Origin of the sequence: Saccharothrix sp. (assembly GCF_031180885.1) — a bacterium.
Lineage (GTDB): Bacteria > Actinomycetota > Actinomycetes > Mycobacteriales > Pseudonocardiaceae > Actinosynnema.
Genome location: NZ_JAPSLK010000002.1, coordinates 1 through 26,821 on the forward strand (window position 1 = coordinate 1; position 26,821 = coordinate 26,821).

21 protein-coding genes are annotated in these 26,821 nt (G+C 71.2%); 13 read left to right on the plus strand and 8 right to left on the minus strand.

Features of this window, described 5'->3' with window-relative positions:
- Both RIN75_RS04350 and RIN75_RS04355 read left to right on the plus strand, forming a co-directional pair.
- On the plus strand, window positions 1-185 hold a 185-nt coding region (locus RIN75_RS04350; protein WP_309110446.1), incomplete at its 5' end, for a hypothetical protein.
- Between the two features lie 625 nt (window positions 186-810).
- Window positions 811-1,266 (plus strand): DinB family protein, encoded by a 456-nt coding sequence (locus tag RIN75_RS04355; RefSeq protein WP_309110447.1) that lies wholly within the window; start codon window positions 811-813, stop codon window positions 1,264-1,266.
- A 64-nt stretch (window positions 1,267-1,330) separates the two neighbouring features.
- Here RIN75_RS04355 and RIN75_RS04360 read toward each other — a convergent pair whose 3' ends face one another.
- A complete protein-coding gene (locus RIN75_RS04360; protein ID WP_309110448.1) occupies window positions 1,331-2,917 on the minus strand; it encodes a hypothetical protein in 1,587 nt (528 codons plus the stop codon).
- A gap of 168 nt (window positions 2,918-3,085) precedes the next feature.
- Here RIN75_RS04360 and RIN75_RS04365 point away from each other — a divergent pair, with 168 nt between their 5' ends.
- The 3 genes from RIN75_RS04365 to RIN75_RS04375 all read left to right on the plus strand — a co-directional run bounded on the left by RIN75_RS04365 (window position 3,086) and on the right by RIN75_RS04375 (window position 9,395).
- Entirely contained in the window at window positions 3,086-4,288 is a 1,203-nt protein-coding gene (locus RIN75_RS04365) for an MFS transporter (protein WP_309110449.1), read from the plus strand.
- A gap of 861 nt (window positions 4,289-5,149) precedes the next feature.
- Window positions 5,150-8,191, plus strand: a complete 3,042-nt coding sequence (locus tag RIN75_RS04370) for a discoidin domain-containing protein (RefSeq protein ID WP_309110450.1) — start codon at window positions 5,150-5,152, stop codon at window positions 8,189-8,191.
- Between the two features lie 352 nt (window positions 8,192-8,543).
- Entirely contained in the window at window positions 8,544-9,395 is an 852-nt protein-coding gene (locus tag RIN75_RS04375) for a class I SAM-dependent methyltransferase (protein ID WP_309110451.1), read from the plus strand.
- A gap of 13 nt (window positions 9,396-9,408) precedes the next feature.
- On the opposite strand, the gene RIN75_RS04380 is transcribed toward RIN75_RS04375, so the two are convergent.
- Window positions 9,409-9,825: a DUF3995 domain-containing protein gene (locus RIN75_RS04380; RefSeq protein ID WP_309110452.1), complete on the minus strand. Its 417-nt coding sequence runs from the start codon at window positions 9,823-9,825 to the stop codon at window positions 9,409-9,411.
- 130 nt (window positions 9,826-9,955) lie between these two features.
- Between RIN75_RS04380 and RIN75_RS04385 the strand changes: the two genes are divergently transcribed.
- Together RIN75_RS04385 and RIN75_RS04390 are read left to right on the plus strand one after the other, a co-directional pair.
- Complete coding sequence (locus RIN75_RS04385; protein ID WP_309110818.1) at window positions 9,956-10,981, plus strand: LLM class flavin-dependent oxidoreductase; 1,026 nt, start codon at window positions 9,956-9,958, stop codon at window positions 10,979-10,981.
- Between the two features lie 88 nt (window positions 10,982-11,069).
- Entirely contained in the window at window positions 11,070-13,448 is a 2,379-nt protein-coding gene (locus RIN75_RS04390; RefSeq protein ID WP_309110453.1) for an excinuclease ABC subunit UvrA, read from the plus strand.
- A gap of 89 nt (window positions 13,449-13,537) precedes the next feature.
- Here RIN75_RS04390 and RIN75_RS04395 read toward each other — a convergent pair whose 3' ends face one another.
- A complete protein-coding gene (locus RIN75_RS04395) occupies window positions 13,538-14,101 on the minus strand; it encodes a TetR/AcrR family transcriptional regulator (protein ID WP_309110454.1) in 564 nt (187 codons plus the stop codon).
- Window positions 14,102-14,193: 92 nt separating this feature from the next.
- Here RIN75_RS04395 and RIN75_RS04400 point away from each other — a divergent pair, with 92 nt between their 5' ends.
- Both RIN75_RS04400 and RIN75_RS04405 read left to right on the plus strand, forming a co-directional pair.
- Window positions 14,194-14,679, plus strand: a complete 486-nt coding sequence (locus tag RIN75_RS04400) for a DoxX family protein (protein ID WP_309110455.1) — start codon at window positions 14,194-14,196, stop codon at window positions 14,677-14,679.
- A 291-nt stretch (window positions 14,680-14,970) separates the two neighbouring features.
- The gene (locus tag RIN75_RS04405; RefSeq protein WP_309110456.1) at window positions 14,971-16,005 is read left to right on the plus strand and encodes a medium chain dehydrogenase/reductase family protein; all 1,035 of its coding nucleotides are present in this window, start codon (window positions 14,971-14,973) and stop codon (window positions 16,003-16,005) included.
- Here RIN75_RS04405 and RIN75_RS04410 read toward each other — a convergent pair.
- From RIN75_RS04410 to RIN75_RS04425, 4 genes are all read right to left on the minus strand, one after another.
- A complete protein-coding gene (locus tag RIN75_RS04410; RefSeq protein WP_309110457.1) occupies window positions 15,986-16,495 on the minus strand; it encodes an SMI1/KNR4 family protein in 510 nt (169 codons plus the stop codon). The two genes, RIN75_RS04405 and RIN75_RS04410, sit on opposite strands and share 20 nt — an antisense overlap.
- 117 nt (window positions 16,496-16,612) lie before the next feature.
- Window positions 16,613-17,455: an NAD(P)-dependent oxidoreductase gene (locus RIN75_RS04415; RefSeq protein ID WP_309110458.1), complete on the minus strand. Its 843-nt coding sequence runs from the start codon at window positions 17,453-17,455 to the stop codon at window positions 16,613-16,615.
- Window positions 17,456-17,498: 43 nt separating this feature from the next.
- A complete protein-coding gene (locus RIN75_RS04420) occupies window positions 17,499-18,392 on the minus strand; it encodes a bile acid:sodium symporter family protein (protein WP_309110459.1) in 894 nt (297 codons plus the stop codon).
- Between the two features lie 118 nt (window positions 18,393-18,510).
- Window positions 18,511-20,397 carry a primary-amine oxidase gene (locus RIN75_RS04425; RefSeq protein WP_309110460.1) on the minus strand — a complete coding sequence of 629 codons (1,887 nt, stop codon included), beginning with the start codon at window positions 20,395-20,397 and terminating at the stop codon, window positions 18,511-18,513.
- 142 nt (window positions 20,398-20,539) lie between these two features.
- On the opposite strand from RIN75_RS04425, the gene RIN75_RS04430 reads away from it, so the two are divergent.
- From RIN75_RS04430 to RIN75_RS04445, 4 genes are all read left to right on the plus strand, one after another.
- Window positions 20,540-21,646 (plus strand): class II histone deacetylase, encoded by a 1,107-nt coding sequence (locus tag RIN75_RS04430; protein ID WP_309110461.1) that lies wholly within the window; start codon window positions 20,540-20,542, stop codon window positions 21,644-21,646.
- 336 nt (window positions 21,647-21,982) lie between these two features.
- Entirely contained in the window at window positions 21,983-23,137 is a 1,155-nt protein-coding gene (locus tag RIN75_RS04435; RefSeq protein ID WP_309110462.1) for an ABC transporter substrate-binding protein, read from the plus strand.
- 35 nt (window positions 23,138-23,172) lie between these two features.
- Entirely contained in the window at window positions 23,173-23,919 is a 747-nt protein-coding gene (locus tag RIN75_RS04440) for a dienelactone hydrolase family protein (RefSeq protein WP_309110463.1), read from the plus strand.
- 121 nt (window positions 23,920-24,040) lie between these two features.
- Complete coding sequence (locus RIN75_RS04445; RefSeq protein ID WP_309110464.1) at window positions 24,041-25,042, plus strand: alpha/beta hydrolase; 1,002 nt, start codon at window positions 24,041-24,043, stop codon at window positions 25,040-25,042.
- A 301-nt stretch (window positions 25,043-25,343) separates the two neighbouring features.
- On the opposite strand, the gene RIN75_RS04450 is transcribed toward RIN75_RS04445, so the two are convergent.
- Window positions 25,344-26,768 (minus strand): aldehyde dehydrogenase family protein, encoded by a 1,425-nt coding sequence (locus RIN75_RS04450; protein WP_309110465.1) that lies wholly within the window; start codon window positions 26,766-26,768, stop codon window positions 25,344-25,346.
- Window positions 26,769-26,821 lie beyond the last annotated feature (53 nt).

The following is a 26,821-nucleotide window of genomic DNA, read 5'->3' on the forward strand; positions in this document are numbered from 1 at the left end:
CCAGGTGCTACGGGAAAGCCACACCCGCCGCGCAGGGCATCAGCCTCAACCTCCACCGCGACAGCAAGAACGAAAGGTGTGGCACCGAGCGGGGGTCCAATCTCTTCGCCGCGCCGTCCAAGGACCGGAAGACGTTGGACATCGTCATCGCCGGCCGCGGGCACACGTTGGTGCGGGAGTCCTGAGAACCCCGAAGTGACAACGGCCCGCACCGAGAGCGGCACGCGGGTGCGGGACGGCGAAGTTCGTGCGCTCAAAGGACGTGGTGGCACCACAAGAGCGGTTCGGGGACGCGAGCGTGCACTACGGAGAGCGCACGGCGCAAGATTGTCTTCGGTCACATTCCCACCTCGGGGCGGGCCGGCCGGCGGGACACCCGGAGGGCCGACTGGGACGTCCGGAGGGCCGACTGGAGGGGCTCCGATGGGCTGCCGACGGGGCGGTCTGGAGGGCGAGGCGTCTGGAGGTCTGGCCAGCGGGGCGTCCACGGGGTCCGGCGGGGCATCCGCTAGGCGGGGCTCGCGGGTCATCCACTGGGTCGGCCGATGGAGACTTCCGCGCGACGTCGGGGTGGGGCATGCGCTCGGGGTCGAGAAGCGGCACATCGCGGGATCGAGGGAAAGCGCACCGGTGGGCCGCCCGGTTCGCGGCGGGTGCGGCCGTGGTGGAACTTGTTGACGGGGCGAGGTGGTGGGTCTTGGGCTGCGATGATCTGGGGTTGTGAGCGGTTTGCGGCGTCGGGCTGAGATGTTTGTCGGTGGCGGGAGCGACTCGCGGTGTGCGGGGCCGACTACGGGGGATGAAAGGGCGGTGTTGGAGGGGTTTCTTGCTGATCAGCGGGCGACGCTGGAACTGAAGTGTTCCGGGTTGGGCAGCGAGCTGGTGGTGCGGGCGGTTGAGCCGTCTTCGTTGTCGTTGTTGGGGCTTGTGCGGCATCTGGCCGATGTTGAGCGGCGGTGGTTTCGGTGTGTGTTGGCCGGGGAGGATTCGCCGGCGCGGTTTTCGTCCGTCGACGAGCCCGATGGGGATTTTGACGGGGCTCGGGTCGAGGTGATTGAGGAGGCGTGGGCGGCTTGGCGGGAGGAGGTTGCGTTTGCCGAGAAGTTCGTGCGGGAGGCGGCTGATCTCGACGTCCAAGGGGTGGACGGGTGGCGTGGGACGGTGTCGTTGCGGTGGGTGATGGTGCACATGATCGAGGAGTACGCGCGGCACAACGGACACGCCGATCTGCTGCGGGAGCGGATCGACGGGGCGGTTGGGCTCTGATGGTTCGGGGTCAGCGGGTAGTGGGCACCTAGTCGGGCGGGAAGGGGTCGGTTCAGCAGGAGGGTCAGTCGCGTACCAGGCGGGGGGTTGGGCCGAACGTCAAGGACAAGTGCAGCGGGTGGACGCCCCAGTGGTCCATCGCGTACATCGCCAGCAGGCCGCCGGCCTCGATCGTCTCGGGCGACGCCGGGCTGTTCATCGACGGGTTCCCCGCCCACACCGGCACCTCCGGACCCGGCACGGGCGCCGTCTGCACCACGGAGATCCGCTGCCCCTCGAACTCCTGCACCACCATCAGCACGTACGGCTCACTGAGGACGTCGGTGTTCGCTGCCCGCTCGAGCGCAACGTACTCACCACGCTCCGCCGCCGCCGCGTTCACCCGCCCGACCCAGCGGAACGCCTCGGTCAACGTCTCCGCCGTCAACGCCTCGTGCACCTCCTGCCCACCAACGGGCTCCAGCTGCACGACGTCCGCGGGGACACCACCGTCGCCCCCGCGGAACCGGGAGAACAGGGTCAGCGTCCCGGACTCCCGGTCCAGCCCCACCACGTCCCGGAATCTGTTCTCCGCCAACGGAGTCCGCGCGAGGACGCCGTGTGAGAGCTTGCCCAGCACCGCCCCGGGATCGGTCATCCGCCAGAACGTGCACTCGCCGTCGACCCACAGCGGCAGGTAGCCGGCCATCGGAATACCGGGCACGACCGTCGTGATCGTCGACCCGACGGATGGGACCGGCTTGGACAGCACCGTCGTCACGGACTGGTCCGCGGTCGGCACGGGGGTCGCCGGGGGTGCGTCGGGGCCTGACGGGGCGAAGCCGGCCGGGGCCTCCTTCATGTGCACGGTCGGTGATTCGGTTGGTCGGCTGGTGATCACTCTGGTGGGGCCTTCGGAGGCCCGTGCCGTGGGCGCTTCCGAGGACGAGAGGAGCACGGTCGTCGAGTCGCTCGGCACCCGGTTCCCGGGCGAGGCCGGGGGCGGGGCCGGCGTCGAGGTTGGGGTCGGCGTTGGGGTTGGGGTTGGGGTTGGGGTTGGGGTTGGGGTTGGGGTTGGGGTTGGGGTTGGTTGGAACGGTGGCAGGGCGGCGAAGCGCGGGTCGACCTGGGCCGTGCGGATGATGTGGTGCGCCCACGCCCGGACCCTCGTCAGCGGGTGGTCGGCGAACTCGGCGTCCCAGCGCGGGTCGTCCCCGACGTGGAACGGCAACCTGCCCTTCAACTGCGGCGCGTAGGGGTGCGGCTGCACCCACCGGTCGAACCCGACGCGCGCCATCAACACCGCCTCGCGGGCCCCTGTCATGCCCCGCTCGGCCGCCTGCAGCTTCAGCACGGCGCTGCACGTCGCCCGCGGCACGGTCAGCGACGCGATGAACGCCTGCCCGGTCGGCTGGTTCGGCAACGGCACCTTCACCACCTGGAACACCGCCGGCACCCCGCCCAGCGGCACGACGTGCGCCTCGATCAGGCAGCCCACCTCACCGGTGGTCACGGCCAGGTCGTGCCGCAGCCGCGCCAGGTCCTCCAGCGGGGCGGGCAGGTCTGGCACCAGGTCGAAGTACGTGAGGCTCACCTGGTCCCCGGTCGCCGGGTGGAACCAGGTGCTCTGGTCGTGCTGCAGGAAGCCGGTCGTGTCGAATGCGATGGGCACGGGCAAACCCTATTGCCCTTCCCCCTCCAGAGCGTGGATCAACGCCCACGCGGCTGTGAGTGACTGCACGTCGGGATGCGGCCGAACGGCCTATAGGATCGTTTCAGTAGCTAACCATCGGTCGCGGTCAGCGTGGACGCGGGACACCCTGGCGAGGAGCGCAACCGCATGACTGTCACGGCCACCCGGGTTCACGGCACCACCGCCGCGATGGGCGCGCTGGCGCTGGGCGGGTTCGGGATCGGTACCACCGAGTTCGCCACGATGGGTCTTCTGCCGCAGATGGCGGAGACCTTCCAGATCTCCATCCCGACCGCTGGACACGCCATCTCGTTGTATGCGCTCGGGGTCGTGGTCGGTGCGCCGGTGATCGCCGGTCTGGCCGCACGCCTGCCGCGCAAGGGTCTGCTCATCGGGCTCACCATCGCGTTGGCGGTCGGTAACGGTTTGTCGGCGATCGCACCGTCTGCGACGGCGCTGATGGTGGCCCGGTTCGTGGCCGGGTTGCCGCATGGCGCGTACTTCGGGATCGCCGCCGTGGTGGCTGCGGCGCTGGTCCCGCCGGAACGTCGCGGCACGGCTGTGGCTCGGTTGATGGTGGGGTTGACCGTGGCGAACCTGGTGGGTGTGCCGCTGGCGACCGCTGCGGGGCAGCAGATCGGGTGGCGGACGGCGTACCTGGCGGTGGCGGTGATCGCGGGTGTCACGGCGCTGGCTCTGTCCAGGTGGCTGCCGCACATGGCGGCACCGCAGGGTGCGGGCGTTGGGGCGGAACTCCGGGCGTTCCGGCGTCCGCAGGTGTGGTTTGCGCTGGTGACGGGCATGGTCGGGTTTGGTGGGATGTTCGCGGTGTACTCGTACATCTCCCCCATCACGACCGAGGTCGCCGGGTTGCCTGCGGGGGCGGTGCCGTGGATGCTCGCCGCGTTCGGGCTGGGGATGACGCTCGGGGCGACGCTGGGTGGGCGTTTCGTGGACCGTTCGGTGACGGGTTCGGTGTTCGGGTCGTTGGTGGCGGTGACCGGGGTGCTGGCATTGTTCGGTCTGACGGCGCGGGTGGCGGTGGCGGCGTTCGGGACGGTGTTGCTGCTCGGGTTCGTGGCGCAGGTGTTGGCGTCGGCTTTGCAGGTGCGGTTGATGGACGCTTCGCCGGACGCGCCGTCGCTGGCGTCGTCGTCGAACCACTCGGCGTTGAACATCGCGAACGGGGCGGGGGCGTGGCTGGGCGGGTTGGCGATCGCTTGGGGGTGGGGGTACACGTCGACGGCTTGGGTGGGGGTGGGGTTGAGCTTGGCGGGGCTGGTGGTGGCGGGGGTGTCGACGGTGGTGTCGGGTGGATCTTTTCGGGGCCGGGTGGGTGGAGTCGGGTAAGATCGAGTTGGTGGGGTGACTGGTTGGCGCAGGTCGGGTGTGGTGTCCGGCGGATCACCCCATCGAGTGACATGCGGGATCTGCGACCTTTCGGCGGCTCGCGCGTCCCGTAAACAAGGAGCGCGGACAACGGCCCCGACCTGTCGGTCACGGCCACCCCTGGGGCGGCTGGTGGTGCCCTGGGGCGGGCTGCGGTCCGGGCGGACAGCGGCTCCTCAGCGATGGCCTTCTGCGACGGCCTGCGGCGACGACAGCGCGGTGGCTGGCCGCTGCGGCGAAGCCCGGCGGCCTGCCTCGGTGGCCGGCGGCGACGAGAGGCGGTCGGCCAGCGGCGGCGAGGGTCCGGCGGCCGGCAGAAGTGGCGACGACGCGCGGCGGTTCAGCTGGCCCAGGGGTAGGCCCTGAGCGACGGGTCGGGGCGGGCTCAGCGGTGAGGCGCACGGGCAGTCGGCAGTGGGCGGCGGGCGTGCGGCGCGGCGGCGGCCGGGTGGCGCGGCGGCCGGGTGGCGCGGCGGCGGCCGGGTGGCGCGGCGGCGGCCGGGTGGGTGGTGTGGTGGTGGTGGGAAAACGTTGCAGCACAGGGGGTTGCGGCATCTGTGGGCAGCCGGGTGTCGACGGCGGTGTTGGCCGGACGGGGCCGATGGGATGCGGTGTGGGTGAGGGGTGACCGGGATTTGTGGTGGTCGGCGGGTGCGCGGTTAGAACTGCGGAGAACGCCGGGTTGCGGGAACCGGCGCACATGGCCGGAACAGTGCGGCGGATGCTCGGAAACCGGTTTCCCACAGCCTTGACGTTGCCCGGCGACCGGCGGTTCGCTGAGTGGGAGAGCGCTCCCACCTGCCATTCCTGCCTGGAGTCGCCATGCCGCGCCCGCGAACTCTCCTGACCGCCCTCCTCGCCGCACTCCTGCTCGCCACCCTCCTCACCGCGACCGCCGCCCAAGGCCAGGCGGAAGTGCTGCTCTCGCAAGGGAAACCGACCACCGCCTCCTCCGTGGAGAACGCGAGCACCCCTGCCTCGGCGGCCACCGACGGCGATCCGGGCACGCGGTGGTCCAGTGCGTTCAGCGATCCGCAGTGGCTCCAGGTCGACCTCGGCGCACCGGCCGTGCTCAGCCGGGTGAACCTCCAGTGGGAAAGCGCTTTCGCGAGCGCGTTCTGGATCGAGACCTCGCCGGATGCCACCAGTTGGACCACCGTTCACACCACGACCAGCGGCACTGGCGGCGTGCAGGATCTGGCCGTGTCGGGCACGGGGCGGTACGTCCGGATGGTCGGCACCACGCGAGGTACCGGCTGGGGCTACTCGTTGTGGGAGTTCCGCGTCTACGGCACCACCGCCCCGGACGCCGGCACCCCGATCTCCCAGTACAAGCACGTCACCGCCTCGACGTGGGAAGGCGGCAACGCCCCCGCCGCCGCGCTCGACGGCCGCACCACCACGCGCTGGTCCAGCCAATTCACCGACAACCAGTGGCTCCGCATCGACTTCGGCGGTGTCGCCACCGTGCGCGAGGTGCTGCTGGTGTGGGAAAGCGCTTTCGCGTCGGCATATCGCATTGAGTTGTCGGCCGATGGCAACGCGTGGAGCACTGCCTACAGCACGACCACGGGGCGGGGTGGCGCGGAACGGCTGACCGTGCAAGGTACCGGGCGCTACCTGCGGCTGTTCGGGGTCACGCGGGCCACCGGATACGGGATTTCGCTGTGGGAACTGCAAGTCCTCGGCACGGTCGACACCTCGGCCACCACTCCCCCGCTGCTGTCGCCGCCGACCAAGGCCCCGGCCAACCCCGGCCGGTTCGCGCTCACGGCACCCGCCGACAACGCGATGGTCACCTCCACCCGCCGCCCGGCGTTCTCCTGGGCCGCCGTGCCGGGCGCGACCCGCTACGAGCTGTGGCTCAACCTCAGCCGCACCGACTACGACTTCACCGCCTCGGGCAACCTGATCGACCTCTACACGAAGGTCGCAGAACCCACGGGCACCACTTACACGCCCACATGGGACATCGCTGATAGGTGGACATACAAGTGGTTCGTCGTCGCAGTAGACGGATCGGGAGCCACACAAGTGTCTGCGATCCGCACGTTCAGCCTGTACCTGCCGCAACTGTCGACGGTCGAGGACGGCATCAGGATCGTCAACGGCAGCCGTGACCTGAACAAGAACGGCACCATCGAGGCGTATGAAGACTGGCGGAGGCCCGTTGAGGCGCGCGTAGAAGACCTGCTCGGGCGTATGACGGCCGAGGAAAAGGCCTTCCAGATGTTCTACAACGCGCAGGCGTTCCCGAGGGCGGGCTGGCACTTCGGGCCGGCAGACGCGCAGGACCTGCACAACGCGTTGCTGGCGTCGTCGGGCACGCGGTTGGGCATCCCGTTCGTGTCGGCGGGCGACACCATCGCGGGGTACAAGACCACCTACCCGTTGCAGAGCGCGCTCGCGGCGGCCAAGAACTACCCGTTGGACTACCGGCTGGGCGACATGCAGCGCCGTGAGCAGCTGGAGGTCGGGACGCGCGGTGTGCTGGGTCCGCTGGCCGAGGTGGGCACGAAGGTGATCTACCCGCGCATCCAGGAGGGCAACGGCGAGAACGCCGACGTGGCCGCCGCGCAGGTCCGGGCGCTGGTCGCCGGGTTGCAGGGCGGGCCGGAGCTGAACCCGGCGTCCGTGCTGGCGACGGTGAAGCACTGGCCCGGCGAGGGCGCGGGCGGTGAGGCGCTGATCGTGTTCGACGAGGTGACGATCAAGTACCACCTGCTGCCGTTCCGGGCGGCGATGGAGGCGGGCGCGGTCAACATCATGCCGGGGTACGCGGGCAGTTCGCTGCTCGACCCGGGCGGTCCGGGCGCGGGTGACAGCCCGAAGATCCTGGCCTACCTGCGGCAGAACCTCGGCTACACCGGGCTGATCACGACCGACTGGCTGCCGTCGGGGTCGTGGATCGGCGCGGCCAACGCCGGTTCCGACGTGATGGGCGGTGCGGACCCGGGTGCGGCCGGGTTCTCGTTGGCGCAGTTCACGGCCGGGGTGCCGGCGGCGCGGATCGACGACGCCGTCCGGCGGGTGCTGCGGTTGAAGTTCAAGCTCGGGATCTTCGAGAACCCTTACGGGGACCCGGTGAACGGGCCGTACCGGTTCCACAAGCCGGAGTACGCGGCGCTGGCGAACCAGGCGTCGCGCGAGGCGATGACGTTGCTGAAGAACAACGGGGTGCTGCCGGTGCGGCTGGGTGTCGGGGACAACATCGTGGTCACCGGGCCGCGGGCGGCGGACACGGCCGGGTGTTGCATCTGGACCAGCTACTTCCACCAGGAGTACGGGTCGCAGACGATCTTGGACGCGGTGCGGTCGCGGGCGGCCCGGGCGGGGGTGAACGTGTACCGGGACAGCGGGCCTTCGCCGAAGTTGGCGGTGGTGGCGGTCGGGGAGGCGTCTTACACGCACGCGACGAACTGGGTGAAGGAGCAGCCTTACCTGCCGGCGGACCAGTTGGCGCTGATCCGGGGGTTCCGGGAGCAGGGGGTGCCGGTGGTGGTCCTGCTGGTGATGCCGCGGCCGTACGTGATCACGGAGTGGCACGACCTCGCGAGCGCGATCGTGGTGACGTACCGGGGTGGGGAGGAGATGGGGCCGGCGGCGGCTTCGCTGCTGTTCGGGGATTACGCGCCCGGCGGGGAGTTGCCTTGGCAGTTGCCGCGGGCGTTGGGCGATGTGTTGCGGCCGGGTGGGACGGATGTGCCCGGGGATGCGGTGGAGCACTGGGACTTGCCGTACGACTTGGGGGCCACGGCGGGGCAGCGGGCGGAGATCCGGGGGCACATCGAGGCGGGGCGGGCGGTGCCCACGGGGTACGGGAGTCCGCTGTACGGGTATGGGGCCGGGCTGACCGGGTGGTGAGGCTGGGGCTCGCGCGGGTCTCCGGGTTTCGGGGGCTCGCGCGGGCCTCGCTCGTTGGCGGGTTGGGCGGCTTCCGGTTTGCCGGGGCTTGGCGCGGGCCTCGGGGGCTCGGAGGCCCTGGGCTCGGGTGCGCCTCGGCCGACCGGGGACTCGGGGCTCGGGCGGGCCGCGGCGGATCGGGTATCTAAAGGACTGGGGCTCGGGTCGACGGGCGGCCCTGGTGGCTCTGCCTGCGGTTTTGTGGCCCGGCAGCGAGTGGTGGCGGCCTCCGGCCCCCGGTTTCCATTGTCCCATGGGGGTACGACAGTTGTCCGGGTGCGACGGGTGGAGGGGCGCGTGTCAAGCTGGGGGTGTGACGATCATCGACGCTTTGCGCGCGCTGACCCGGGGGGAACGGGAGCGGGCGCGGGAGGTGGCTGCGGCCGGGAGTGGGGAGTTGGACCGGGCGTTGGCGGCTTACCTCGGCAGTGATGCCGACGGGACCGTGTACGACCAACCCGCCGCGTTCACCGCGTTCATCGACGGGGGCGGCAACGTCGGGCTCTACAAGGCGGTGACCCGGGCGTTGGCGCGGATCTACGACGAAGAGCGGCCCGTGCGGGTGTTGGACGTCGGGTGTGGGGACGGGCGGGCGTTGGTGCCGTCGTTGGTGAAGGCCGAGCATCCGCCGCGGCACGTGACGGTGGTCGACCCCTCGGAAGCCCTGTTGAGCGGTGCGGTGAAAGCGCTTGAGGGGGTGAAGAACCTTGCGGTGGACGCGCGGAACACGCGGGTTGAGGAGTTCCTGGCGCGGGACGACTCTCGGTTCGACGTTGCCCAGTCGACGTTCGCGTTGCACGCCATTCCGCACGAGGAGCGGGATGGGGTGTTGGCCGGGCTGGCGCCGCGGGTGAAATCGTTGGCGGTGGTGGAGTTCGACGTGCCGGATCTCGACGACGAGGAGCGGCTGGAGTTCCTGGCGGAGACCTACGAGCGGGGGCTGGCCGAGTACGACGAGGACCGCGAGCTGGTGGCCCAAGGGTTTCTGATGCCGGTGCTGACCGGGCAACTGCTGCCGGGGGCGAAGCGGTCGACCTGGGAGCAGCCGGCCACCTCGTGGGCGGCGCAGGTGGGGCGGGCGGGGTTCGGTGACGTCCGGCTGACGCCGTTGTTCGACTACTGGTCCTCGCCCGCGTTCCTGCTCACGGCGTCGGGCACCGCCTGACCCGCCGACCACCTCAGCCGCTGAAGGCGACCAGTGCGGTCGACGCGGCCAGGGCCAGGCACAGCGGCGAGTAGACGCGGACGTCCAAGCGGGCGTACGCGGTGTTCTGGCGCGTCGACGACACCAAGCCGCCCGCGCCGCGCAGGAGGAACACCGCGGCGACACCGGCCGTGCCGACCACCGGAACCCAACCGGGGCCGGGCACGCCCAGCCACCCCGCGCGCCCGGCGACCAGGTAGGCCGCCAGGCCGAGCGCGACCGCCACGGCGGCGGTCAAGGGCTTGGACGGCAGGCGGTCCACCGACACGTTCACCACCCGGGCGGCGAACTCCTCGCGCGTCTTCAGCGGCCACGGGGAGAACATCCACACCACGTGCAGAACGCCGACCGCGACCAGCACCAGCGCCGTGACCAGGGCCAACACCGTCATGCCACACCTCGCTCAACCTCTCCGTACGCCACCGTACGGAAACTGACCGTACGCTAGCGCACGGTTCCTGAGAGCACTCTTAGCTGAACTCTCAACTATCTCGTGTTAGAATGTTCTCGTGTCAAACAGCATGCAGCTCGGCGTCTACAGCTTCGCCGACCGCACCCCGGACCCGGCCACCGGCGAACAGGTGTCCGTCGCCGACGCCCTGGCCAACCAGCTGGAGCGGATCAGGCTCGCCGACGAGCTGGGCCTGGGCTTCTACGGCCTGGGCGAGCACCACCTGCCGCAGTACGCGATCTCCAACCCCGGCACCGTCCTCGCCGCCGCCGCGAGCGTGACCTCGAACATCACGCTCAGCAGCGCGGTCACCGTGCTCAGCACCGAGGACCCGGTGCGGGTCTACCAGCAGTTCACCACCCTCGACCAGCTCAGCCGGGGCCGTGCCGAACTGCTGGCCGGGCGCGGGTCGTTCACCGAGTCCTTCCCGCTGTTCGGCGCGAACCTGGAGGACTACGACGAGCTGTTCGAGGAGAAGCTGGCCCTGCTGCTGCGGCTGGACCGGGAGAACCCGATCACCTGGTCGGGCCGCTTCCGCGCGCCGCTGGAGGACGCCCACGTCTACCCGCGCCCGTACCGGGACCGGCTGCGGATCTCGGTCGGCACGGGCGGCAACCCCGAGTCGTCGGTGCGCGCGGGCCTGCTCGGGCTGCCCGTGGTGTACGCGATCATCGGCGGCATGCCCGAGCGGTTCGCGCCGCTGGTGGACCTGTACCGGCAGGCGGGCGAGGCCGGCGGGCACACCGGCCTGGAAGTCACCATGAGCGCGATCGGGCTGATCGCGCGCCGCTCGCAGGACGCCAAGGACTCCTTCTACCCGTACTGGCTGGAGACCATGAAGTACGGGGCACGGGCACGCGGCTGGACCGTGCCGTCGCGGGCCGAGTACGACGCGTGGACGGCCGGCGCGCAGTCGATCTTCGCGGGCAGTCCGCAGGAGGTCGCCGAGCGGCTGATCTCGGTGGGCCGGCTGGTCGGCGCCGACCGGTACGCCATGCAGATGGACTGGTCGGGCGTGCCGCACAAGCTGGTCATGGAGTCCATCGAACTGCTGGGCACCGAGGTGCTGCCGCTGGTGCGGGCCGAGCTGGGCTGACCGATCAGGATTCGAGAAGCGTCCCCATCTGCGCGTATATAGCCTGGCGTCCGCGAGCGCGACGCGAGCCGGAGCAGATGGAGACACGATGGGCAAGCCCAAGGGGAAGACCGAACCGCACCCCGCCGACAGCCACGAGATGATCCGCGTGCACGGCGCGCGCGTGAACAACCTCAAGGACGTCAGCCTGGAAATCCCCAAGCGGCGGCTGACCGTGTTCACCGGCGTCTCCGGCTCGGGCAAGTCGTCCCTGGTCTTCGACACCATCGCGGCCGAGTCCCAGCGGCTGATCAACGAGACCTACAGCACCTTCGTGCAGGGCTTCATGCCGACGCTCGCGCGGCCGGACGTGGACGTGCTCGACGGGCTGACCACCGCGATCATCGTGGACCAGCAGCGGCTGGGCGCCGACCCGCGCTCCACCGTGGGCACCGCCACCGACGCGAACGCCATGCTGCGCATCCTGTTCAGCAGGCTGGGCAAGCCGCACATCGGCTCGCCCGCCGCGTACTCGTTCAACGTCCCGTCGGTCAAGGCCAGCGGCGCCATCACGGTCGAGCGCGGCGGCAAGACCAAGGCGGAGAAGGCGACGTTCTCCCGGCTGGGCGGCATGTGCCCGCGGTGCGAGGGCACGGGCGCGGTCACCGACTTCGACCTGACCGCGCTCTACGACGACGCCAAGTCACTCAACGAGGGCGCGCTGACCGTCCCCGGCTACAGCATGGAGGGCTGGTACGGCCGCATCTTCCGCGGCTGCGGGTTCTTCGACCCGGACAAGCCGATCCGCAAGTACAACAAGCGCGAACTGCACGACCTCCTCTACAAGGAGGCGACGAAGATCAAGGTCGACGGGGTCAACCTGACCTACCTGGGCCTGATCCCGCAGATCCAGAAGTCGATGCTGGCCAAGGACAAGGAGGCGATGCAGCCCCACATCCGCGCGTTCGTCGACCGCGCCATCACCTTCGCCACCTGCCCCGACTGCGACGGCACCCGGCTGAGCGAGCACGCCCGGAAGTCCAAGATCGCCGGGATCAGCATCGCCGACGCGTGCGCCATGCAGATCTCCGACCTGGTCAAGTGGGTCAACGGGCTGTCCGAGCCGTCGGTCGCGCCGCTGCTGGCCGCGCTGCGGCACGCGCTCGACTCGTTCGACGAGATCGGGCTGGGCTACCTGTCGCTGGACCGGCCGGCGGGGACGCTGTCGGGCGGCGAGGCGCAGCGGGTCAAGATGATCCGGCACCTCGGGTCGTCGCTCACCGACGTCACCTACGTGTTCGACGAGCCGACCATCGGCCTGCACCCGCACGACATCCAGCGGATGAACGACCTGCTGCTGCGCCTGCGGGACAAGGGAAACACCGTGCTGGTGGTCGAGCACAAGCCGGACGCGATCGCGATCGCCGACCACGTCGTGGACCTCGGTCCGGGCGCGGGCGGGGCGGGCGGCACGGTGTGCTTCGAGGGCACTGTGGAGGGTTTGCGCGCCAGCGGCACGACCACCGGCCGTCACCTGGACGACCGGGCGCGGCTCAAGGACACCGTCCGCGAGCGCACCGGCGTGCTGGAGATCCGGGGCGCGACCCGGCACAACCTGCGGAACGTGGACGTGGACATCCCGCTCGGCGTGCTGGTCGTGGTGACCGGCGTGGCCGGGTCGGGCAAGAGTTCGCTGGTGCACGGGTCGATCCCGGCCGGGCACGGCGTGGTGTCGGTGGACCAGACCGCGATCCGCGGCTCGCGGCGCAGCAACCCCGCCACCTACACCGGGCTGCTGGACCCGATCCGCAAGGCGTTCGCCAAGGCCAACGGCGTGAAGCCGGCCCTGTTCAGCGCCAACTCCGAGGGCGCGTGCCCGACGTGCAACGGCGCGGGCGTCACGTACATGGACCTGGCGATCATGGCCGGGGTGGCGATCACGTGCGAGGAGTGCGAGGGGAAGCGCTTCCAGGCGTCGGTGCTCAAGTACCACCTCGGCGGGCGGGACATCAGCGAAGTGCTCGCCATGCCGGTGACCGAGGCGGAGGAGTTCTTCGGCTCCGGACCCGCCCAAACCCCCGCCGCGCACGCGATCCTGCGGCGGCTGGCGGACGTCGGCCTCGGGTACCTGTCGCTGGGGCAGCCGCTGACCACGCTGTCCGGCGGTGAGCGGCAGCGGCTCAAGCTGGCCACGCACATGGCCGACAAGGGCGGGGTCTACGTGCTGGACGAGCCGACCACCGGTCTGCACCTGGCGGACGTGGAGCAGTTGCTGGGGTTGCTGGACCGGCTCGTGGAGTCGGGCAAGTCGGTCATCGTCATCGAGCACCACCAGGCGGTCATGGCGCACGCGGACTGGATCATCGACCTCGGTCCGGGCGCGGGCCACGACGGCGGCAAGGTCGTCTTCGAGGGGACGCCGGCGGAGCTGGTCGCCGCGCGCTCGACGTTGACCGGCGAACACCTCGCGGACTACGTCGGCGCCTGACCCGGGTTGACCACCTGGGGCGCCTGACCCGGGTTGTTGACCACCTGGACGCCTGAGCTGGGTTGACCGCCTGGGCGCCTGACCCGCGCCTACTGCGCCCGACCCGCGCCGAAGAGGGTCCGGGCGACGGACCTGGCCAGCTCGACCGGCTCGACACCGGGCCGGTCGAGCGCGCCGGTGTTCCACAGGGTCGCGAAGCCGTGCACGAACGACCACGCCGCGACCAGCGCCAGCTCCGGGTCCGGCTGCCCGGACGACCCGGCCCGCAACGCGTTCCCCGCACGGGTGTTCGCCGCCTCCACCACCGGGTCGTCCTGGTGGTAGAGGTCGGGGCGGAACATCACCTCGAAGTGCGCGCGGTGCTCGATCGCGAAGCGCACGTAGGTCATGCCGAGGTCGACGAAGTCCCCGCCGGCGGCTTTGGTCTCGTCCAGCCGGTCGGCCAGCAGGGTGAAGCCCTCGGCGGCTATCGCGGTCAGCAGGCCGGCCTTGTCCTTGAAGTGGTGGACCGGTCCGGCGTGTGACACCCCGACCCGGCGGGCGAGGTCGCGCAGTCCCACGCCGCCGGGGCCGTGCTCGGCGATGACGTCGAGGGCGGCGTTGAGGACGGCTCGGCGCAGGTCGCCGTGGTGGTACGGGCGGTCCGTGGTCACGGGGGGAGGGTAGCGGATCTAGACATTGACAAGTTGGTGGGGCGCGAGCAATCTTGACAGTGTCAAGTTTGCGTTGCCGAAGGAGTTCTTTCATGGCCCCGCTCGTGATCCTTGTGCTCGTGACCCTTGTGCTTCTTGGCCTGCGCGCGGTCGGTGTCGTGCGGATACCGGCTTGGCCGTTCGCGGTGCAGGGTGGGGTCGCGGCGATGTTCGTGGCGACCGGGATGGCGCACTTCATCGGGATGCGGGAGCAGTTGATCGCGATGGTGCCGCCGGCGATCCCCGCTCCCGGGCTGGTGATCACGGTGACCGGGGTGCTGGAGATCGCGGGCGCGGTGGGGGTGTTGTGGCGGCGGACCGCGATGTGGGCGGCGGCCGGGTTGACGGCGATGCTGGTGGGGATGTTCCCGGCGAACGTCTACGCGGCGATCAAGGGCATCTCGCCGTCGTTCGGGGATGCGTTGTTGCCGCGGACGCTCATGCAGATCGTCTTCCTCGCCGCCACCGTGACCATCCTGGTGCACTACGCCCGAGCCCGCCGCGTAGCCACCCACTCCGCCACCACCATCGCCGCATAGCACCACCGCCCACACCGCCACCGCAGAGCACCACCGCCAACACCGCCACTGCCACCCCCAGCGCCCTCATCACCGACGCCACCCCCACCGGCACCGCCGCCACCCCCCACCACCGCCGCCACCCCCACCGGCACCGCCCACCGCCGCCACCACCGCGCCCAACCACACCCGCCGCTTGACCGAACCCAAAGTGTGAGTGTTTAATCACTTACACCTCCCTCAACCTGACTACTCAAAGGCCAGGTCGCGAGGTGAAGAGTGATTGATTGACCACACACTTGGAGTCCCGGGATGCGTGCGCTGGAAGTCGTTCTGCCAGGGATCGTCGAGCCGGACGGGCTCGAATTGCGGCACCGCGAACTGCCCTCCCCCGCTGCCGGGCACGTCGTGGTGCGGGTCGAGGCCAGTGGGGTGTCGTTCGCGGAGCAGCAGATGCGGCGGGCCAAGTACTACGACCAGCCGGCGTTCCCGTTCGTCCCCGGTTACGACCTGGTCGGGACGGTGGTGGAGACCGGGCCGGGTACCGAGGACCTCGCCGGCCGCAGGTTCGCGGCGTTGACCAAGATCGGTGGGTGGGCGGACCACGTGCTGCTCGACGCGGCGGATCTCGTACCCGTCCCGGACGGCGTCGACCCGGCGGAGGCGGAGGTGTTCGTCGTCAACGGGATCACGGCGTGGCGGATGTTGCACCACATCGCGCGTGTCCGGAAAGGACAGACCGTCCTGGTGCACGGCGCCAACGGCGGGGTTGGGTCGACGCTGGTCCAACTCGCGCGGCTCGCTGGGGCCACCGTCATCGGCACCGCCTCGACGCGGCACCACGACGCCGTCCGTCGGCTGGGCGCGACGCCGGTCGACTACCGCGACCCCGACCTCCCCGCGCGGGTCAGGGAACTCGCGCCGAGCGGGGTGGACGCGGTGTTCGACCACGTCGGTGGTCCCGGCATCGTCGACTCCTACCGGCTGCTCGCCCCGCGCGGCACGCTCGTCGCCTACGGCACGGCGTCCACCCGCGACCAACCCGGCTCGTCACGCCTGCCGGTGCTCAAGCTGTTCGCCCGGCTGATGCTGTGGAACGCCCTGCCCAACGGCCACCGCGCCACGTTCTTCAACATCTGGGCGGGCAAGCGGCGGCCGGACGCCTTCCGCGCGGCCCTGCGGCGCGACCTCGGCGAGGTGTTCGCCCTGGTGGCACAAGGGAAGCTCCGGGCACAGGTCGCGGCACGGGTCCCGCTCGACCAGGTGGGTCGCGCGGTGGCGTTGGCCGAGTCCGGGACGGTCACCGGGAAGGTGGTGCTGGTGCCCGCTAACGGCACCACGCGGTGACGGTGGACTCGAAGTCCGGGAACTCGCGGCGCACGTCGGCCAGGACGTCCACGCCGGACTGCCGGCGGTCGGCCGCGAACTTCTCCGCGACCTCCCGCAGCTCCTCGCTCGGGTCGCCGTCGTGGTCGGCGTACTCGACGACCTCCATCGGCCCGAGCCCGTCCGCCAGCAGCCACAGGAACGCCGCCAGGTCGCGCGCGACCACGCCCACCGCGCCCTCGGACCCGAAGAACACCACCGGCTGGTCGACCAGGTCGGCGCCCTCGCGGACGGTCCAGAACATGGCCAGCCCGCCCGTGCCGTCCTGCCCGAAGACGCGGAACTCGGACCCGTCCAGCTGCTGGTTGCCGGTCCACGCCCGGATCCAGGACCGGGTCTCCTCGGCGGAGGAGAACTCGGTGAACGGCTCGAAGTCGATGCCGTCGTCGTAGTCGAAGGCGCACTCCGCCACGGCGGCGAGGGCGGGCGGGAACCGGCGGTCTTCCGTCACCGCCCAAGGTTAACCGCCCGCAACGCCACCACCCGTGATCAGGTCCCGGAAGGCCGCCGCCGCCCCGGATCAGGTCCCGGACGCGCGCCTGTGGTCAGGTCCCGGACGCGCCTGTGGTCAGGTGCCGAAGGCGCGGACGACGGCGGCCATGTCCTCGGCGCCGCGGTGGTCTGCGGCCACCCGGTACTGCTCGTGAAGTGCGCGCATGACCCGGTCGTCGGTGCCCGCCGCGCGCATGGCCTCCAGGATCAGGTCCGCGTCCTTCACCGCCCCGTCGATGCCGAACGACGGCGTGAAGTCGCCCGCGATCATCGCCCGCCCCTTGACCTGCGCGTACGTGCTGTCCGTCGGCCCACCGGCGATGACGTCCAGGAACGCCTCCGGCTCCAGCCCCAACCCGCGCGTCAACGCCACGGCCTGCGCGGTCGCCGCAGTGATCGACAGCACCCACGAGTTGGCCGCCAGCTTCAGCCGGTGCCCGTCGCCGGGCCGCTCCCCCGCCCACACCGTCCGCGACCCGATCGCCTCGAACACCGGCGCCACCCGGTCCCGCAGCGCCAACGGCCCCGCGGCCAGCACGGTCAGCTTGCCCTCCTCGGCGGGCTTGCGGGTGCCCAGGACAGGCGCGTCCACGAACGGCGTCGAACCGGCCAGCTCGACCAGCCGCTCCGTGCCCTCCAGGCCGACCGTGCCCGACTGCACCCACACCGCGTCGGACAGGTCCAGCCCGCGCACCACCTCAGCCGTCGAGTCGGCGTCGAACAGCACGGTCAGCACGACGTCGACGCCGGCCACCGCCTCCTCCGGCGTGTCCGCGACGCGCGCCCCGTCCTCGCCCAGCGGCCGGGCCTTGTCGGCGCTGCGGTTCCACACCGCCACGTCCAGCCCCGCCCGCAGGAGGTTGCGCGCCATGCCCGCGCCCATGATCCCCGTGCCCAGCACCGCCACAGACTTCGTCACCGTGGAAACCCCTATCCCTTGTCCGGCAACGACGAATCTGCCATCAGGACACGGAATCCGCATCTTTCGCGGTCGCCGGGGCCTGCGCCCGGGTGAACAGCCACCCGGCGACGGCCGCGATCGGGAACATGATCACCCCGTACACCGCCGCCGGCACGGCCAGCCGCTCGCTGCCCATCACGGTCACCGCGATGGTGATCGCCAACGTGCTGTTGTGGATGCCGACCTCGAACGCCGACGCCACCGCCTGCCGGGAGGACACCCGCGCGAGCCGCGGCAGGAAGTACCCGGCGGTCAGGCTGCACGCGCAGAACAGCGCCGCGATCAGCCCCACGTCGGCCAGGTAGCCGGCCAGGTTCTCCCGCTCGGCCAGCAGCGCGCCCGCGATCACCGCGACCAGCACCACGGCCGAGATGATCCGCACGGGCCGGTCGGCGCGGTCGGCGAACGCGGGTGACCAGCGGCGCACCAGCATGCCCAGCACCACCGGGACCAGGACGATCGCGAACACCTGCGCGACCTTGCCGAACTCCAGCCCCACCGAGCCGTCGCCGATCGCGGGCTCGTAGACCGAGATGGCGAGGTTCACCACGATCGGCAGGGTCAGCACGGCGAGCACCGAGTTGACCGCGGTGAGGGTGATGTTGAGCGCCACGTCGCCGCGGAACAGGTGGCTGAACAGGTTCGCCGTGGTGCCGCCGGGCGAGGCCGCGAGCAGCAGCATCCCGACCGCGAGCACCGGGTCCATCCCGAACGCCGAGACCAGCCCGAAGCACACCGCCGGCAGCAGCACCAACTGCGTCGCCAACGCCACCGCGACGGCCTTCGGCTCGCGGACGACACGGGCGAAGTCGGCGACCGTGAGCGACAACCCCAGTCCGAACATCACCACAGCCAGCGCGATCGGGAGTCCGACACTCGTCAACGCTGTGCCCATGAGGAACCACCCTTCTGTGTCGATTGCGCCGCCACCGGCGTCGCGGGCTAGCAGTGATGAGTGGGCGAATCTTCCTCCATGTCCGGTCCGCCGAACAGTGGTCGTTATCGAACAGCCGTCAACGGCCGCAGTGGCACGCCCCCTGCGGGCAGTGGGCGCACCCGGACAGGTCGGGCACGTCCAGGGTCGGGTTGCGGTCGTGGAAGCCGACCGGGCGGAACAGGAAGCCGCTGTAGTCCACCGGCATCACCGGCCAGTCCTCCGGGCGCGGCAGGTGGGTGGGGCCGAAGACGTGCCACAGCACCACGTCCTCGTCCACCAGCGGACGGTCCTGCGCGCTCCACAAGGGCAGGCCCGCGCCGCCGGGGTGCTGGTTCGGGTACTCCCCCGCCGGGTACCGCTCGTCCTCGTGGAACCTGGTCACCCACAGGTGCTTGGACGCGAACGCGGCCCGTGCCGCGACCGTGGCCTCCGGCTGGGCCAGCAACACCGGACCTGGCCTGGGGACCAGCTGGTAGGAACGGCGTTGGCCCAGGCGGTTGGTGTCGGTACCGCGCACCAGCCACGTCCGGCCGCGCAGCGGGTCGGCCAAGCGGGCCGCCGAAGACTCGCGGTCCAGCACGGTGGTCGTGGTGGTGAAGGCGTTGCCGCGGGGGTTGGCCGGACCGGTCGGCACGCCGACGAAGTCGACCTCCTCCACGGTGTTCAACGGCCCGGCGACCTCGGTGTCCAGCCGGGCGCAGAACAGGTGCTGGTGCACGGGTGCGACCAGGCCCGGCGCGACGAGTTCGCCGTAGGGGCCTGGTTCGCCCGCGCCGCAGAACACGACCCCGGTGGCCTTGGCCTCCAGCTCGATCGTCCCGTCGAGGTGGAAGTACCAGAAGAAGCCGTAGTCGTAGTTGCCGATCGTGCTGAACGAGGACACCACCAGCCGCCGCGACCGCCGCACGTCGGACGCCCCGGTGAGGATGTTGGTGTGCTTCCACAGCACCCCGTAGTCCTCCTCGTGCATGCAGACGGCCTGCGGGATGGTCAGCGGGTGGCCGTGGTCGTCGGCCAGGACGGCGTCGAAGTAGTGGATCACGCCCAGGCAATCGCAGCCCAGCCGCAGCGAGTTGGCGTTCTTGCCGAGCAGGTACTCGCCCGCGTCGAAGTAGCTGATCCAGTTGCGCCACGGCGCCGGGTCGCCGTACGGGACGACCATCTCGGCCACCGACGCCCGGTACACCACGGGGTCGCCGCCGAACGCGATCCGGTGCAGCGTCAGGCCTTCGCGGGCGTTGAACCCGATCCGGAACGTCCAGCCCTCCCACGTGACCTCGCTGCCGGAGACGGTGAAGCTCACGCCCTCGGGCTGGGTGATGGAGATCGGCTTCAACGTCGTCCGCGGCTCGACGCCGGTGTAGTTGCCGTGCTCGACCGGGACCGGCACGTCACCGGAGTCGGTCACCGCCAGGACCTCGCCCGCGATCAGGTCCACTTCGCACAGCAGCCCCTCCACGGGGTGCGCCCACGGGCTGTCGTCCACGTGGTCGCGCAGGAACGTCAACGCGCGCAACACCCGCCGCCCGCGCAGCAGCGGCTCGTCGAAGGACCCCGGTGACAGGGGCGCGACGAACGCCGGCGACCAGTCCTCGATACCGCGCCGCCGCATCGCCGCCTGCCAGCGCGGGTCGGCCCGGACCAGGTCGGCGCTGCGGTCGTACTCCTCGAACAGCACCGCGGGCTGCCCGTGCTTCTCCGGGTCCAGCGGCCGGTGGGACTCCTCCACGCCCGCCGTCGCGTCCACCACCGCCTCGGCCACCTCGCCGGTCGCGGTGTCCAGCAGCACCGCCCGCACCCGCCGGGGCGTCGGCAGGCCCAGCCGCACCGCGTCCTTGGGCGGCTCGACGGGCAGCACGCTCGGGAACCGGGTCGTCGGACCCACCCGACCCGCGGCCACGAGCACCGCGCGCACCCGGGCGATCTCGGCCGCGGTCAAGGGGTCGAGGGGATGTGTGGTCATGGCCCGAGTATTCGAGGGACCCGGTCGCGCGGTCTTGCGCCGGCGCGTACGGGAGTTGCGTTGGAGCGCACGTTCGCCGACGGTCAACCGCCGGGCGCTGCGGGACAAGCGCTTTGCCCTTGGCGGGACCAGTATTCGCCGCATGTCGACGGGTTACGTGTACCACGAGCTCTACGGCTGGCACGACACCGGAACGCACGCCGGCCTGCTGCCCGCCGACCCCCGGCGGGGCCTCCAGCCGCACCGCCACTTCGAGAACGCCGAGGCCAAGCGGCGCGTGCACGAACTGGTGGTGGTCAGCGGGCTGGTCGACCGCCTGACCCGGCTGTCCCCGCGACCGGCCACCGACGAGGAGATCCTGCTGGTGCACACGCCCGGCCACCTCGCCCGGCTGGTCGCGGCCAACGGCACCGGCGGCGACGCGGGTGACGGCGGCAGCCCGTTCGGTCCGGGTGCCCTGGACATCGCGCGGCTCGCGGCGGGCGGTGTCGTGCGCGCGGTGGAGGCGGTGGTGGACGGCGAGGTGGACAACGCCTACGCCCTGGTCCGCCCGCCCGGCCACCACGCGCTGGCCGACACCGGCATGGGGTTCTGCCTGCTGGGCAACCTCGCCATCGCGGCGGCCTCGGTGCGGCGATCGCGGGGCGTGGCGCGGATCGCCGTGGTGGACATCGACGTGCACCACGGCAACGGCACCCAGGCCGCGTTCGCCGACGACCCGGACGTGCTGACCATCTCGGTGCACCAGGACCGCGTGTTCCCGCCCGACTCGGGGCACCTGACCGAGCGGGGATCGGGCGCCGGGTTCGGGTACGCGCTGAACGTGCCGCTGCCGCCGGGGACGGGCAACGGGGGTTACCTGGCGGCGATGCGGCGGGTGGTGCTGCCCGCGCTGCGCCGGTTCCGACCGGAGTTGGTGCTGGTGGCGGCCGGGTTCGACGCGAACGCGGTGGACCCGCTGGCGCGGATGATGGTGACCGCCTCGGGGTACCGGGAGATCGGGCGGGTGCTGGTGGACGCGGCGGCCGAGCTGTGCGGGGGTCGGATCGCGTTCGCGCACGAGGGCGGGTACGACCCGGTGTACGTGCCGTTCTGCGCCCACGCGGTGATCGAGGTGCTGGCGGGTGTGGAGGAGCCGCTGGAGGACCCGTTCGCGGTGAACTTCGACAACCAGGGGCAGCAGGAGTTGCAGCCGCACCAGGCCGTTGCGGTGGAGGCGGCGGAGAAACTGGTCGCCGACATCGGGTGAGCCGGGGATGATCGGGGCGTGTCTCGCGCTGAGGGCGACTGCCGCCGCTGCGACCGGCCCGACGCGACCCGTCGGCCTTCGCCGGCTTGCGAGTAGTCCTCACCTGCGTCAACAGCGGACTTCAGTATTTCTACGGACCGCTGAACAGCTCCGCCCCGACCACGCTGTGAGAGTGCTGTCCATTGAGGACGTCTCGGTCGCCGGCAAGACGACGTTGCAGGGGGACGCCGGCGTGTTGAACGGCGCAGCCTCCGGCGTCGCCGCGGGGCCGCCTGGAAGTCGGCTGCCCCGGCGCTTACCCGGGTTCCGCAGCCCACTGAACACCGAGAGGAACACATGAGAAGGCACCGAGCGGTCCTCGTCGCCGCCGCCTTGGCCGCCTCCGCGCTCACGGGCTGCGGCAGCGGCGGCGACGACACGATCAAGATCGGCGCGATCGCGGGGCTGACCGGCCAGTTCGTCACCGCCGAGGTGGTCAAGACCGCGCAGCAGGTGTTCGACGACGCCAACGAGGCCGGCGGCGTCAACGGCCGCAAGATCGAGTACATCGTCAAGGACGACGCGGGCGACCCGCAGCGCACCGCCCAGGTGGCGCGCGAACTGGCCGACGCGGGCGTGGTCGCCATGGCCGGGTCGGCCAGCTTCACCGACTGCGACGTCAACGACGCCTTCTACCGCCAGGCCCGGATCAGCTCGGTCATGGCCGTCGCGGCCACCCCCAAGTGCTTCCAGACCCCCAACATCGCCCCGGTCAACGTCGGCCCGTTCACCCTGATGACCGCCGTGCTCCTGCACGCCTCGCAGAAGCTCAAAGACAAGAAGATCTGCAACTTCACCGTCGTGCTGCCCGGCAGCGAGGAGGCGGTGAAGGTCGCGCTGGAGCGGTGGGAGCAGCTCAGCGGGCAGAAGCTGGTCATCAACGACATGACCGTCCCGCAGAGCGGTGACCTCACCCCCTACCTGCTCAAGGCCAAGCAGGCGGGCTGCGACGCGGTCCTGTTCAACCCGGCCGAGTCGCTGGTGGTGCCGTGGCTGCAGGCGGCCAAGACGCTGGGCATGGACGACGTGGACTTCCTGCTGCTGGCCCCCGCCTACACCGACGGCGTCGCCAAGGCGGTCGGCGGGCTGGGCCTGAACGTCTACGCGGGCAGCGAGTTCGAGCCGTTCACCTCCGACAGCCTGGCCAACAAGGGCTGGCGGGCCACGGTGACCCGGGCCGACGCGCAGGCCACCGCGTTCTCGCAGGGCGGCTACCTGGCGGCGAAGTTCACCCTGGAGGTGCTGGAGACCATCCAGGGCGAGGTCACCCGCGACTCGGTGAACGCGGCGCTGCGCGACATGACCCCGATCGAGGACCCGATGCTGGGCACGCCGTGGGAGTTCGGTCCCGGCGAGAGCCACGCGCCCAACCAGGGCTCCAAGATCGTCCGCCTCACCGGGCTGCGCTGGGTGGTCGTGGACGACACGTTCATCACCGTGCCGGGCGCCTGACCGTGCGCAGCTGTCAACACCGAAGGGGAATTTCCATGTGTCACACCGACGAGTCGCGCCCACCGGCCCCGCCCGAGACCACCAGCGCCGTCGCCGAAGCCGGTGCGCTGCGGCTCACCTCGGCCGACGGGGCCGGATTCCTGGCCTACCAGGCGGTCCCGGAAACGCCGACCGGGGCGGGGGTCGTGCTGCTGCCCGACGTGCGGGGCGCGCACGAGTTCTACCGGGACCTGGCGCGGCGGTTCGCGTCCACCGGCGTCGCCGCGCTGGTCATGGACTACTACGGCCGGATCGCGGCGGACGACGTGCGCGACGCCGACTTCGACGGGTTCGCGCATGTGTCCAAATTGGACCGTGAACGGGCACAGGACGACGTCGTCGCCGCCGTCGACCACCTCGTGTCGGGGGCTATGGGACCGGTGACCTCGGCGTTCACCGTCGGGTTCTGCGTGGGTGGCGCGATGTCGTGGGCTCAGTCGGCGTTGCAGCCCCGGCTTGCCGGGGTCGTCGGCTTCTACGGGCGGCCCGCCGAGTGCCGGGAGCTGATCGACCGGATGACCCGGCCGCTGCTCGTGCTCGCCGCCGGCGCCGACGTGCTCACCACCGTCGAGGACAACCGGGCGTTCGAAATCGAGCTGTCGGAAGCCGGTGTGCCGCACGAGTTCCGGCTCTACCCCGACGCCCCGCACTCCTTCTTCGACGGCGCCCTGCCCGACCAGGCCGACAACGCCGCCGACGCGTGGGCCCGGGTGCTGGCGTTCCTGCGCGCCACGGCGGGCTGAGGTGCGGCCGGGTCGACGCGGGTGGCTGCCGATCGTGCCGGGGCACGAGATGGTGGGGGTGGGTGATGGTGGCGGGGACTGTGCCGCCGATCGGCGGTGGCCAGTTGCTGAGGAACGCGTGATGGGCCTGCACCCCGAAGCCCGCGCGGTGATCGAGGACAGCGCCGCGCGTGGCGGGCTGGGGCCGTTGGACGAGCCGGCCGAGGTGCGGGCGCGGTTCGCCGCGGTGTGGCAGTCGTCGGGGCGGGGCGAGGTCGTGGATTCCGTGGTCGACCGGACCGTCCCGGGGCCGGCGGGGGCGATCCCGGTGCGGGTCTACCGGCCGCACGGCGACGGGCCGTTCCCGGTGCTGCTGTGGTTCCACGGCGGGGGGTGGGTGGTCGGCTCGCTGGACGCGAACGACGCCACCTGCCGCGCCCTGTGCAACGCGGTCGGCATGGTCGTCGTCTCGGTCGCCTACCGGCTGGCGCCCGAACACCGCTACCCCGCCGCCGCCGAGGACGCCTACGCCGCGTTGACCTGGGTGGCCGGGCACGCCGGCGAGATCGGCGCGGACGGGCGGATCGCGGTCGGCGGGGAGGGCGCCGGCGGCAACCTGGCGGCCGTGGTCAGCCTGATGTCCCGCGACCACGACGGACCGCGGATCTCGCTGCAACTGCTGGCCTCGCCCGTGCTGGCCCCGCCCGCCGACCGGCAGTCCTATGTGGACTACGGCGAGGGGCACTTCCTCAGCCGGGCGGACGTGGAGTGGTTCTTCCGCCAGTACCCGCGCGACGAAGGCGACCTCGACGACCCCTACCTGTCCCCGCTGGCAGCGTGCCACCTGCGCGGACTCCCGCCGGCGCTGGTGCTGACCGCCGAGTTCGACCCGCTGCGCGACGAGGGCGAGGAGTACGCGCACCGGCTGCTGGACGCGGGTGTGCCGGTGACGTTGCTGCGTTACGAAGGCCAGATCCACGGGTTCTTCGCCCTGCTGGTCGACCACCTGTCGATCTCCGCCCAGGCCCACGCCCGCGCGGCGGCAGCCCTGCGGGCGGCGTTCGCGCAGGAACCTTCGGCGGACGGCGACGAGGTCGGCCCGCTCGCCCGGTTGACGCGCGGAGCCGACCCTTACTGGATCTAGGTTCGACTGGAACGCGCTTCGCGCTCTTAAGATCAAAGCCAAAAAGCTCAAAAGCGGCGCTCGCCGCGCGGCACGCCCCCGGCGGTGGAAGGGCGTCGGTTCGTCCCCCGTACGGCCTGCCGGAGGCAACCGCGCTTTGGTCTTCTCCGCAACCGGAAAAGCGTGGTTGCGGAGAAGGGCGAAGCGCGGTTGGGCTGCGCCCAGGCCGTACGGGGGACGAACCGAGGCCCTTCCTGTGGCTGATAGCCCATCGGCGCGCCTGCGGCGCAAAAGCAGGCCGCTGCGCGGCGAAGAGCGTGAGCTAGCCGTGGTGCATCCAGATGCCCTTGACCTCGGTGTAGGCGTCGATCGCGTAAGGCCCCATCTCCCGCCCCCACCCGCTCGCCCGGAACCCGCCCCACGGGGCCGCCGCGTCCGGGATGCACGCCATGTTCACGAACACCGCGCCCGCGCGAATACCGTCCGCCAGCCGGTGGGCGGTGCGCAGGTCGTTGCTCCAGACCGACGCGGCCAGGCCGTACGGTGAGTCGTTGACGCGGTGCAGCAGTTCGTCCTCGTCGTCGTACGACAGGACCGCCAGGACGGGGCCGAAGACTTCCTCACGCGCGATGGTCATGGTGTCGGCGACGGACCCGAACACCGTCGGCTGGTAGAAGTGGCCCGGGCCGTCCGGGATCGTGCCGCCGGTGACCAGGTCCGCGCCCTCGGAGATCGCGCCTTTGACGAAACCGTCCACGCGGGAACGGTGTTCGGCGCTCACCAGCGGGCCCAGATCGGTGTCGGGGTGCAGGCCCGCGCCTAGGCGGAGCTTGGAGGCGGCCGTGGCGAGTTTGGTGGTGAACTCGTCCTGGCGCTCGTGGTCCACGTAGAGGCGGGCGTAGGCGGCGCAGACCTGGCCGGTGTTGAGCAGGCCGCCGGCGATGGTGCCGGCCACGGCCGCGTCGACGTCGGCGTCGCGGGCCACGACCGTGGGGGTCTTGCCGCCCAGTTCCAGCGTCACCCGCTTGAGGTCGTGGGCGGACGCGGCGACGATCTCCCGGCCCACGGCGGTCGAACCGGTGAACGACACCTTGTCCACGCCGGGGTGGCGGACCAGTGCCTTGCCGGTCTCCGGGCCGCCGGTCACCAGGTTGACCACACCGGGCGGGAAGCCCGCCTCCACGCACAGCTCGACCAGGCGGATGGTGGTGAGCGGTGTCTGTTCGGCGGGCTTGATGACGGTGGTGTTGCCGCACGCGAGAGCGGGAGCGAGTTTCCACGCCATGATCATGAGCGGGAAGTTCCACGGCGCGATGAGCGCGCACACGCCCACCGGGACCCGCTTGTCGTACTGGAGGGTGTCCGGGAACGACACCTGCCGCACCGCGCCCTCGATCTTGGTCGCCCAGCCCGCGTAGTAGCGGAAGTGCTCGACGGCCCCGGTGACGCTCACGCCGCGCGCGACCGGCAGCGGCTGGCCCTGGTCGCGGGTCTCCAGCTCGGCCAGCTTCTCGGCGTCCGCCTCGATCAGGTCGGCCAGCCGCCACAGGAGGGTGGCCCGCTCGGTCGCGGGCAGCGCTTCCCACGCCGGTTGGGCCGCGCGGGCGGCGGCCACGGCGTCGTCCACGTCCCCGGCGGTCGCGTCGGCGACCTCGGCCAGCGGCTCGCCGGTCGCCGGGTCGGTGGTGGTGAAGGTGTCCGTCGCCGCCACCCACCGGCCGCCGATGAAAAGACCTGTCGCGCGCATGTCGACTCCCCTCTGACTGGCTGAACGCGGCCAGTGTGGGGGCTGCCGGACCC

Excerpts from the sequence above, each read along its gene's own strand:
- RIN75_RS04365 (WP_309110449.1), top strand. The coding sequence starts at position 3,086 with ATGACTGTCACGGCCACCCGGGTTCACGGCACCACCGCCGCGATGGGC.
- RIN75_RS04370 (WP_309110450.1), top strand. The coding sequence starts at position 5,150 with ATGCCGCGCCCGCGAACTCTCCTGACCGCCCTCCTCGCCGCACTCCTG.
- RIN75_RS04380 (WP_309110452.1), bottom strand. The coding sequence starts at position 9,825 with ATGACGGTGTTGGCCCTGGTCACGGCGCTGGTGCTGGTCGCGGTCGGC.
- RIN75_RS04385 (WP_309110818.1), top strand. The coding sequence starts at position 9,956 with ATGCAGCTCGGCGTCTACAGCTTCGCCGACCGCACCCCGGACCCGGCC.
- RIN75_RS04390 (WP_309110453.1), top strand. The coding sequence starts at position 11,070 with ATGGGCAAGCCCAAGGGGAAGACCGAACCGCACCCCGCCGACAGCCAC.
- RIN75_RS04400 (WP_309110455.1), top strand. The coding sequence starts at position 14,194 with ATGGCCCCGCTCGTGATCCTTGTGCTCGTGACCCTTGTGCTTCTTGGC.
- RIN75_RS04405 (WP_309110456.1), top strand. The coding sequence starts at position 14,971 with ATGCGTGCGCTGGAAGTCGTTCTGCCAGGGATCGTCGAGCCGGACGGG.
- RIN75_RS04420 (WP_309110459.1), bottom strand. The coding sequence starts at position 18,392 with ATGGGCACAGCGTTGACGAGTGTCGGACTCCCGATCGCGCTGGCTGTG.
- RIN75_RS04425 (WP_309110460.1), bottom strand. The coding sequence starts at position 20,397 with ATGACCACACATCCCCTCGACCCCTTGACCGCGGCCGAGATCGCCCGG.
- RIN75_RS04430 (WP_309110461.1), top strand. The coding sequence starts at position 20,540 with ATGTCGACGGGTTACGTGTACCACGAGCTCTACGGCTGGCACGACACC.
- RIN75_RS04435 (WP_309110462.1), top strand. The coding sequence starts at position 21,983 with ATGAGAAGGCACCGAGCGGTCCTCGTCGCCGCCGCCTTGGCCGCCTCC.
- RIN75_RS04440 (WP_309110463.1), top strand. The coding sequence starts at position 23,173 with ATGTGTCACACCGACGAGTCGCGCCCACCGGCCCCGCCCGAGACCACC.
- RIN75_RS04445 (WP_309110464.1), top strand. The coding sequence starts at position 24,041 with ATGGGCCTGCACCCCGAAGCCCGCGCGGTGATCGAGGACAGCGCCGCG.
- RIN75_RS04450 (WP_309110465.1), bottom strand. The coding sequence starts at position 26,768 with ATGCGCGCGACAGGTCTTTTCATCGGCGGCCGGTGGGTGGCGGCGACG.